The sequence below is a fragment of the Mycobacterium sp. E136 genome (assembly GCF_001666865.1).
Classification (GTDB): Bacteria; Actinomycetota; Actinomycetes; order Mycobacteriales; family Mycobacteriaceae; genus Mycobacterium.
The window spans coordinates 1-8,869 of sequence record NZ_LZJE01000353.1 but is presented as its reverse complement, the minus strand read 5'-3'; the positions used below and the strand labels follow the sequence as shown (position 1 = coordinate 8,869).

The following is an 8,869-nucleotide window of genomic DNA, read 5'->3' as shown; positions in this document are numbered from 1 at the left end:
GACCTCACACTGTTTCTGCTCGACCAAGACGGCCCCGAGCCCACCGACATCGACCGCGCCCGCAAACGCGGCCTCAGAAAGTCCAAACAAAGCCCCGACGGAATGGTGGAACTACGCGCCACGCTCACCCCCGAAGCGTGGGCGGTGTGGGAAGCAATCTTGGCCAAATACGCCGCCGCCCCGGGCATGTGCAACCCCGACGACCCCGAACCATGCACCTCGGGCACCCCGACCCAAGCCCACATCGACACCGACCACCGCACCCTGGCCCAGCGCCAACACGACGCACTGCTCGCCGTCGGGCGCATCGCATTGATGAGCGGACAACTCGGCCGACTCAACGGGCTACCGGTGTCGATCATCATCCGCACCACCCTGCAAGACCTGCAGTCACGCGCCGGAGTCGGCACCACCGGCGGCGGCACCGTCATGCCGATCACCGACGTCATCCGAATGGCCGCTCACGCCAACCACTACCTGGCCGTGTTCGACAAAGCCACCGGATCGGCGCTGGATCTGTTCCGCACCAAGCGCATCGCCTCCCCCGCGCAGCGGATCATGCTGATCGCCCGCGACGGCGGCTGCACCAAACCCTGCTGCACCGTGGGCGCTTACGGCTGCCAGGTACACCACGTGGTGGCCGACTGGACCGACGGCGGCAACACCAACATCGACGAACTCGGCCTGGCCTGCGGACCGCATAACCGCAGCGTCACCACCAACGGCGGCTGGAGCACCCGCATCAACGACCGCGGCGAAGTCGAATGGCTCCCCCCACCCGACCTCGACACCGGCCAAGCCCGAACCAACTACTACCACCGCCCCGAACGCCTCCTACGACCCGACGACGACGAACCCACCGACGAAACCCCAACCGAGCCCGCACCTGCCGAAAACACCGAACCCGGTGACGAACCCGGCGGGCCAGCACCCCCAGGAGACCAGGCGGCCTGACCGCCGCTCGCAGTGGTCTTTTGCTCGCTCCAAGCGGCGGGACACCGCTTGCCATGTGGGTGTACCGAGCCATGAGGGTGTACCGAGTTGACGGTGAGCGCCGCACACACCGTGTCGTGTTCGAAGCGCTGGCGGTATGGCCGCCCGACGTGGTGACGCGGCACACGCCGAATCCGGACCTCCCGCGGCCCGATCGGAGGGACAATAGCGGTATGGCCGGAACCCTGTTCTTCGACGGCAACTGCGGAATGTGCACCCGCGCTGTGTACTTCATTGTGAAGCTGAACCGGACCGGGAAACTGCGAACCGCTCCTCTGCAGGGCGAAGGCGTCGCCGAGCGCTTGAGAATCCCCGAGGCGCGGGTCCTCGACGCCGCACGATGGCTCGACGATTCCGGCCAGGTGTACGAGAGCGCAGAGGCGATGAACGCCGCGGTCGCGGCAGCGCTGGGATCTGAGCTCCCACTACGCATCTACCGGCTCCCCGGCATCCGGGCGCTACAGGAGGCTGTCTACCGGTACGTCGCCTCTCATCGCTATCGCTTCCCCGGTACGACGCCGTTCTGCGAGTCTCATCCGGTCACCTGCTGACCCGGTGGTGTCCTGGGAGGTTCACGTCCGGGCAACGCGCCCCGACGACCTCGACGCGATCGGCGACATCTACGCGCACTACGTCGAAAACACCGGGGCGACCTTCGAATTGGCGCGCCCCGACCGCGTCGCGTGGGATCGTCGCTTCGATGCCGTCGTGACAGCGGGCTTACCGTTCCTATCCGCCGTGCTGGGTGGAGAGATCGTCGGTTACGCCTACTGCGCTCCGTGGAAGATCCGCCCCGCCTATCGGCACACCGTGGAGGATTCGGTCTACGTGGCGCCCCACGCGGTCGGGCACCGGGTGGGCGCCGAACTGCTCGACGCGCTGCTGGCCGATTGTCTGTCCGCGGGCGTGCGGGAGGTGATCGCGGTCATCGTCGACGCCGACGCCGACGCCTCCGTCGCTTTGCACCGCAGCCGCGGGTTCGTCGAAGCCGGTCGGCTCACCGCCGTCGGTTACAAGCACGACCGGTGGCTCGACACCCTGCTACTTCAGCGCAGCCTGGCCGGTCAGAGCGTCACGTCGGTCCAGGCCGGATCGTCGTCGCTGTGGTCGCCGTCGACGCGGCACTCTCCGTAGAGCTTCATCGTGGCCGAACCGGCTTGCCTCGTCTCATGGGTGAGGAGCGCGGTCATGCCCGACCTGGTCAGTGTGATCCCGAAATGGTCGCCTTCGGCCCCCGACCGGACCCAGCCGTCGTCGACCAACGCCGCAGCGATCCCATCCAGATAGCCCGCCGAGTTGCGTTGCGGCACAGTAAATGTCATGTGCAAGACGGCCTGGTAGGGCGGACCCTCCTCCGCGCCGCACGGCATGAACGCATAACCCCCGGCGGGATGCTGCAGCCGTGCGGTGGCGATGACGCGTCGAGCCGCCGTCACGACCTGTGCGGCCGCCTCGTCATCGGTGATGGTCGCGGCTGGGCGAAGCGGCCGCTCACCGAGTCCCGTGATCACCACGGCCGCACCGAGCGCGAGGCACATCGCCAACGCGGCCCACAGCAGGAGCCGCGACGGGCGGGACCGCAACTGGTCAGCCATCGCCTCCTGCGATCCCGTCGAGCATGCGGTCACAGACGACGTCCATTTCGCGACGGGCCTGCTTGCGGTCGACCGCCCGCGACACGTACAGCGCGGCCTCGTCGAGAGCCCCGAGCAGGACGTGCGCCGTGGGTCGCAGCGGTTGGTCGGGTATCGCGCCCTGGGCGACCGCGTGGGCCAGCATGCCCTCGATCACCCCGAGGCCGTATTTCATCCCGACCTCGCGCCAGCGTTCCCAGCCCAGCACTGCAGGCGCGTCGATGAGGACGATCTGCTGCACGTCGGGCGCCGCGCAGGCGTCGAGGAACAACCGGGCGCCGACCCGCATCGCCTCCACCGGGTCTGTCGGTTGGCGTTCGGCGATTTCGCGCGCAATGTCGGCGACCATATCCCGCTCGATCTCTTCGTAGACGGCCGCGAACAAGCCGGCCTTGTCGCCGAACTGGTGGTACAGCGCCCCACGGGTGACACCCGCCGCCGAAACGACAGCCTGGGTGGATACCTCGGCGAATCCTCTGTCCGCAAACAGTTTTCGGGCGGCAGCCATGAGCTGAGCACGCGTCGCGGCGGTGCGCTCGGCCTGGGTTCGCCGGCGGCGAGAATCCGGACCCGCCCCCTCATTGACTTTCATACAGACTGCACGTAACTTTCGTACCAGTTGTTTGTAAGTGGTGATGGAGAGGATAGCGAACATGCCCCAACTGGCGCTGGAACAGGCGACCATCGACTACCGCGTGTTGGGTCCCGAGGATTCCCCTCATCCTCCGGTGGTCTTCGTTCACGGGATTCTCGTCGACGGCCATCTGTGGGATCCGGTCGCCGATGACCTTGCCCGCCAGGGCTACCGCTGTTACTTACCGACGTGGCCTCTCGGTTCCCACACCATCCCGGTGAATCCCGGAACCGAGTTGTCACCGCAGGGGGTGGCGGCGATGATCCGCGAATTCCTTGCCGCCCTCGACTTGTCGGACGTGACGCTGGTCGGCAACGACACCGGAGGTGGCCTGTGTCAGCTCGTCGTCGACCAGGGACCCGACCGTGTCGGGCGGTTGGTGCTCACCAATTGCGATGCCTTCGACAAGTTCCCGCCGTTCCCCTTCGACGTGGTGTTCGCGCTGCTGCGCGGACCCGCCTCGATCAAGCTGTTGTTCTCGACGATGAAAGTGCCTGCCCTGCGCCATTCCCCGTTGGGCTTTGGGCTTCTGATGCATCCTGACGCTCGATTGACCGAGTCGTGGCTGCGACCATGCCTCACCGATGCCCGGATCCGCCGGGATCTGGCCGGACTGCTGCGAGCCGTTGCCAAGACTGATCTCACCGATGTGGCGACCAGGCTCCCCCGGTTCACCAAGCCGGTGACGTTGGTGTGGGGACAGCGGGACCGGGCGTTCACGCCGGCGCTCGGCAGGCGGTTGGCCGCATGCTTCAGCAACTCGACCCTGATCGAGGTGCCCGAGGCGAGGACGTTCGTGTCGCTGGATGCACCCTCGGCCGTGATCGACGCGATCCTCGGAGTCGGTGCCACCCCGCGGAGTTGAGCGCTGCCTGGGTGAATTCGCGCCAGTTGGGTACTCCCTAGCCGATTACGGCGCGGTCGAGGAGGCTGGCGATGAGTTCTGGCGTGCAAACCGGCACGATCACCACCCAGGTCCCGGGTCGGCTGGATCGGTTGCCCTGGTCGCGATTCCACTGGCGCGTCGTCATCGGGCTGGGCGGAGTGTGGATCCTCGACGGCCTCGAAGTCACCATGGTGGGCAACGTCGCTTCCCGACTGACGGAGAGCGGCAGCGGGATCGAGCTGACGGCGGGTCAAATCGGCATCGCCGCCGCGGTTTACATCACCGGCGCATGCCTGGGTGCCTTGTTCTTCGGTCAGCTCACCGACCGGTTCGGCCGTAAGAAGCTGTTCCTGTTGACCCTCGCGGTGTATCTCGCTGCCACGGTGGCAACGGCTTTCGCGTTCGCACCGTGGTACTTCTTCATAGCGCGGTTCTTCACCGGCGCGGGTATCGGCGGCGAATACGCCGCAATCAACTCCGCGATCGACGAATTGATCCCCGCCCGTGTCCGCGGCCGGGTCGATCTCATCATCAACGGTTCGTACTGGCTCGGCGCCGCCGGCGGTGCCGCGGGTGCGCTGCTGCTCTTGAACACCGCGATCTTCCCGGCCGACATCGGTTGGCGTATCGCCTTCGGCATCGGCGCCATCTTCGGTCTCGTGGTGCTCGTCGTTCGCCGGCACGTCCCGGAAAGCCCGCGATGGTTGTTCATTCACGGCCGCGAAGACGAAGCCGAACGCGTGGTCGGTGAGATCGAGAGTGAAGTCGAACGCTCGACCGGCCAACCCCTCGAGGAACCCGAGGGGTCGCTCACGGTGCGCCAGCGCAAGACGATCTCGTTCCGCGAGATCGCACACGTCGCGTTCACGAAGTATCCGCGGCGGGCGATCCTCGGTCTCGCGCTGTTCATCGGTCAGGCGTTCCTCTACAACGCCTTCACGTTCAACCTCGGAACCCTGTTGAGCGGTTTCTTCGAGGTCTCCTCCGGCATCGTGCCGATGTTCTACGCGCTGTGGGCCCTGAGCAATTTCGCCGGGCCGATTCTGCTGGGCCGGTTCTTCGACACGATCGGCCGAAAGCCGATGATCGCGTTCGCGTATCTGGGTTCGGCGGCCGTCGCCGTGGCGCTGACCGTGCTGTTCGTCTCCCAGACGGGCGGCGTGTGGGTCTTCATGGCCGTGCTCGGGGTGTGCTTCTTCCTGGCGTCGTCCGGAGCCAGCGCGGCCTACCTCACCGTCAGCGAGATATTCCCCATGGAGACGCGGGCTTTGGCGATCGCGTTCTTCTACGCGGTCGGCACGGCCGTCGGCGGCATCACCGGTCCCCTGCTGTTCGGCCAGCTGATCGAATCCGGCGACCGCGGGCTCGTCGCGGTGTCCTTCCTCATCGGTGCGGCTGTGATGGCCGTGGGTGGGGTCGTGGAGTTGGTGTTCGGGGTGAAGGCAGAAGGGCAGAAACTCGAAGACCTCGCGATGCCGTTGACGACCGCCGACGAAGACGAGGAGCCGGCGGACGAGCCGTCGGAGCGCGACCAGGAACGCGCGGCCCGGCAGGCGCGCATCGCCGAACGCACGGAACGTGAACGGGCAGCGAGCCGGACGCGGCGCTACCGGCCCGGGCCACCCGCGGGCTGGTATGGCGCGTGGCGTGAGCCGCCGACCCCCGGGGTGCCGGAATCGGCGCTGGACCACGAGGTGGAAACCATTGCGCGCGCGGTGAGCGAGCACGACCCGATGTCGGTGCGGGAACTGCACCGAGCGGTCGGCGCGCGTTACTGGGGTCCGGGTGAATTCCGCAAGGCGATGCGGGTCGCATTGGCGGAGAACCGAATCGCGCGGCACAGCCGGGGCAGGGTCGGCACACCTCCCGGGACGTCGCCGCAATGACCCTGGGCTGCCGCATATTCGGGCACGACCCCACCTTTCGGGCTGACGGCCGCACCATGCGGTGGAAGTGCGAGCGCTGCGGCGAGGCCCAGGGCGCCAAAGAATATGCGAGCGCCGACGACGCGCAAAAGTACGCCGCAGCGTTCAACAAACGCGATGCCGACGACCTCGGGAAGCACGCGCCCCTACTCGGCCTGTTGCCGTTGCGGCTCTGGCGGGCGCTGCGTCGCCGCTAGGCCTTGGTCAGGGTGAACTGGCAGATGTCGGTGTAACCCTCGCGGAAGAGATCGGCGCACCCGGTCAGGTACTTCATGTACCGGTCGTAGACCTCTTGGGACTGAATGGCAATTGCCTTGTCCTTGTTGGCCTCGAGTGCGGCGCTCCAGAGGTCGAGTGTGCGGGCGTAGTGCAGTCGCAACGGCTGGACCAGGCTGACCTTGAACCCCGCCTGGGTGGCATGCCGCTTCACCGCGACCGGCTGCGGCAGATCTCCGCCGGGGAAGATCTCGTCCATGATGAACTTGAAGAACCGCAGCTTGTTCATCGTCAGCGGCAGGCCGCGCTCCGCGAACTCCTCGTCGTCGGGCTTGACGATGGTGTGCAGCATCATCACGCCGCCGGCGGGCAGCGCGTCGTAGGCCATCTTGAAGAACTCTTCGTAGCGGTCGCGACCGAAGTGCTCGAAGGCGCCGATCGAGACGATGCGGTCGACCGGTTCGTGGAACTGCTCCCACCCCTGCAACAGCACTCGCTTGTTCCGGGGGCTGTCGATGCCGTCGAGCACCTTCTGCACGTGCGCCTGCTGATTCTTGCTCAACGTCAGGCCCACGACGTTGACGTCGTATCGCTCGAGCGCCCGCTTGATCGTCGCGCCCCAGCCGCAGCCCACGTCGAGCAGCGTCATCCCCGGCTGCAGGCCGAGTTTGCCGAGCGACAGGTCGATCTTGGCGATCTGGGCTTCCTCGAGCGTCATGTCGTCGCGCTCGAAGTAGGCGCAGCTGTAGGTCTGCGTCGGGTCGAGGAACAGCCGGTAGAAGTCGTCGGACAGGTCGTAATGCGACTGCACGTCCTCGAAGTGAGGCGTGAGGTCCTGGGCGATGTCGGTCGATTTTTCTGGCACGGTCAGCCCCTGGCGTCGAATTGGGTCAGGTCGAAGCTCCGCACGGTTAGAGAGCCTCCCCCGTCGGTGGGCAGTTTACGCACAGCACCTGGGTGTCGACGTCATTGCCCTGGTCAGCGGCTCACAACCGAGGCGCAAACCATTGTTGACAAAGTCAACAGTTAGGTTGACGATGTCAACTATGTCCGTGGTGGACGAAATCCGAGGATTCAACCGCTTCTACACGCGCGTGATCGGGTTGCTTCAGCCCCGTCTCGCCGACTCGCAATTCGGCCTGACCGAGGCCCGGGTGATGTTCGAATTGGCCCGCTCGCCGGACGTCACCGTCGTCGAGCTGCGGCGCCAACTCGACCTCGACGCCGGCTATCTGAGCCGCATCCTGTCGGGATTCACCGAACGCGGGCTGGTGGTGCGGATGCCGTCCAGCGCCGACGGTCGACGTCAGATCGTCCGGCTCACCGATGCCGGGCGCGACGCCTTCCGCGAACTCGACGACCTGCAGACCCGCGCCATCGAAGCCTTGCTGGAGCCGCTGGACGACGAGCGTCGCGCGCATCTGGTGCGGTCCATGCAGCGCGTCCGCGACCTTCTCGACGGCGAACAGGCGCCGTCCATCGCGGTCCTGCGGGCGCCGGAGCCCGGAGACCTCGGCTGGGTGATCGAGCGTCACGGCACCCGCTACGCCGAGGAGTATGGCTGGAACGCCTCGTTCGAGGCTTTGGTCGCGCGCGTGGTCGCGGACTACGCCGGGCGCGGCGACACTGCACGGGAAGCGGCGTGGATCGCCGAGGTGGACGGTCAACGTGCCGGCTGCGTGATCTGCACCGCCGCCGACGAGCCCGATACCGCCCAACTGCGCCTCTTGCTCGTCGAACCGACCGCCCGCGGCCACGGGCTGGGAACCCGGCTGGTGGACGAATGCCTGCGGTTCGCGCGGCGCGCGGGTTACACCCGAATCACGTTGTGGACGAACGACGTTCTGGTGGCCGCCCGGCGAATCTACGAACGGGCCGGCTTCGTGTGCGATCGGCGCGAGCCGCATCGCAGCTTCGGTACCGATCTGGTCGGCGAGTACTGGTCGCGCGCGTTGTAGATCACCGCGTTGCTCGGTGGCGCGTGGGCGTTTCCGCACTATCGTTGACGTCAGACGGGTAAACCTCAACGAGAACGGAGACCGATCATGAGCACACCTGACGGCCTCGCGTTCGGCGATGCCATTCCCGAAGCCGACGTGGCGGACCAGCAAACCCCGGTGGATCCAGGCGACGAGGACACCTGGCACGACGCCGCGGAGATCTCCGCCGAGCGGACGTGGGAGGCCAACGAGGCGGATCTGGTCGATCAGGCGATCGAGGTCCCGCTCCCCGACGACGATCTCCCGTTCGAATAGCCACCCCTCGAGTCGATCGGCTGCCGCCGTGCGGGTGCGGGGGTAAGCATGACGCCATGGATCTGCGTGCCGAACTGCTGGATAGCCTCGACTTCGACCCCAACGCCTCGCGCGTCTACGGCCAGCCCTACGAGACCGCCGACGGCACCACCGTCATCCCCGTCGCGGAGGTGCGGGGCCGCGCGCGCCGCGGACGCGATCCGAACGTCAAGGTGACGACCAAGCCGGCGGGAGTGTTCGTCATCAAGAACGGTGACGCCGTCTGGCGCCCGGCCGTCGACTCGACGCGGATCACGCTGGCCGGAATCCTGGTCGGCCTGGTTTCG

12 protein-coding genes are annotated in these 8,869 nt (G+C 66.8%); 9 read left to right on the top strand and 3 right to left on the bottom strand.

Features of this window, described 5'->3' with window-relative positions; genetic code table 11:
- The 3 genes from A5698_RS23670 to A5698_RS23660 form a co-directional block, all read left to right on the top strand.
- A partial coding sequence (locus A5698_RS23670) for an HNH endonuclease signature motif containing protein (RefSeq protein ID WP_156670871.1) occupies positions 1 to 954 on the top strand: 954 nt, incomplete at its 5' end.
- Positions 955 to 1,166: 212 nt separating this feature from the next.
- Complete coding sequence (locus tag A5698_RS23665) at positions 1,167 to 1,544, top strand: thiol-disulfide oxidoreductase DCC family protein (protein WP_068301894.1); 378 nt, start codon at positions 1,167 to 1,169, stop codon at positions 1,542 to 1,544.
- Between the two features lie 7 nt (positions 1,545 to 1,551).
- Positions 1,552 to 2,127: a GNAT family N-acetyltransferase gene (locus tag A5698_RS23660; protein ID WP_068301890.1), complete on the top strand. Its 576-nt coding sequence runs from the start codon at positions 1,552 to 1,554 to the stop codon at positions 2,125 to 2,127.
- On the opposite strand, the gene A5698_RS23655 is transcribed toward A5698_RS23660, so the two are convergent.
- Positions 2,058 to 2,588, bottom strand: a complete 531-nt coding sequence (locus A5698_RS23655) for a lipoprotein LppJ family protein (protein ID WP_067083149.1) — start codon at positions 2,586 to 2,588, stop codon at positions 2,058 to 2,060. The genes A5698_RS23660 and A5698_RS23655 overlap by 70 nt on opposite strands.
- Positions 2,581 to 3,219: a TetR/AcrR family transcriptional regulator gene (locus A5698_RS23650; RefSeq protein ID WP_067083148.1), complete on the bottom strand. Its 639-nt coding sequence runs from the start codon at positions 3,217 to 3,219 to the stop codon at positions 2,581 to 2,583. The genes A5698_RS23655 and A5698_RS23650 overlap by 8 nt, the downstream gene beginning before the upstream one ends.
- A 61-nt stretch (positions 3,220 to 3,280) precedes the next feature.
- Between A5698_RS23650 and A5698_RS23645 the strand changes: the two genes are divergently transcribed.
- The 3 genes from A5698_RS23645 to A5698_RS23635 all read left to right on the top strand — a co-directional run bounded on the left by A5698_RS23645 (position 3,281) and on the right by A5698_RS23635 (position 6,269).
- The gene (locus A5698_RS23645) at positions 3,281 to 4,126 is read left to right on the top strand and encodes an alpha/beta fold hydrolase (protein ID WP_067083146.1); all 846 of its coding nucleotides are present in this window, start codon (positions 3,281 to 3,283) and stop codon (positions 4,124 to 4,126) included.
- 71 nt (positions 4,127 to 4,197) lie between these two features.
- Positions 4,198 to 6,033 carry an MFS transporter gene (locus A5698_RS23640; RefSeq protein ID WP_067083145.1) on the top strand — a complete coding sequence of 612 codons (1,836 nt, stop codon included), beginning with the start codon at positions 4,198 to 4,200 and terminating at the stop codon, positions 6,031 to 6,033.
- Between the two features lie 56 nt (positions 6,034 to 6,089).
- Positions 6,090 to 6,269: a hypothetical protein gene (locus A5698_RS23635; protein WP_231967507.1), complete on the top strand. Its 180-nt coding sequence runs from the start codon at positions 6,090 to 6,092 to the stop codon at positions 6,267 to 6,269.
- Here the strand turns inward: A5698_RS23635 and A5698_RS23630 are convergent.
- The gene (locus A5698_RS23630; protein ID WP_067083142.1) at positions 6,266 to 7,153 is read right to left on the bottom strand and encodes a cyclopropane mycolic acid synthase family methyltransferase; all 888 of its coding nucleotides are present in this window, start codon (positions 7,151 to 7,153) and stop codon (positions 6,266 to 6,268) included. The genes A5698_RS23635 and A5698_RS23630 overlap by 4 nt on opposite strands.
- Positions 7,154 to 7,334: 181 nt before the next feature.
- Here A5698_RS23630 and A5698_RS23625 point away from each other — a divergent pair, with 181 nt between their 5' ends.
- The 3 genes from A5698_RS23625 to A5698_RS23615 form a co-directional block, all read left to right on the top strand.
- A complete protein-coding gene (locus A5698_RS23625; RefSeq protein WP_231967506.1) occupies positions 7,335 to 8,246 on the top strand; it encodes a bifunctional helix-turn-helix transcriptional regulator/GNAT family N-acetyltransferase in 912 nt (303 codons plus the stop codon).
- Positions 8,247 to 8,333: 87 nt separating this feature from the next.
- On the top strand, positions 8,334 to 8,543 hold the full coding sequence (locus A5698_RS23620) for an Rv3202a family protein (protein ID WP_067083139.1): 210 nt from the start codon (positions 8,334 to 8,336) through the stop codon (positions 8,541 to 8,543).
- A gap of 56 nt (positions 8,544 to 8,599) precedes the next feature.
- A partial coding sequence (locus A5698_RS23615; protein ID WP_068301881.1) for a hypothetical protein occupies positions 8,600 to 8,869 on the top strand: 270 nt, incomplete at its 3' end.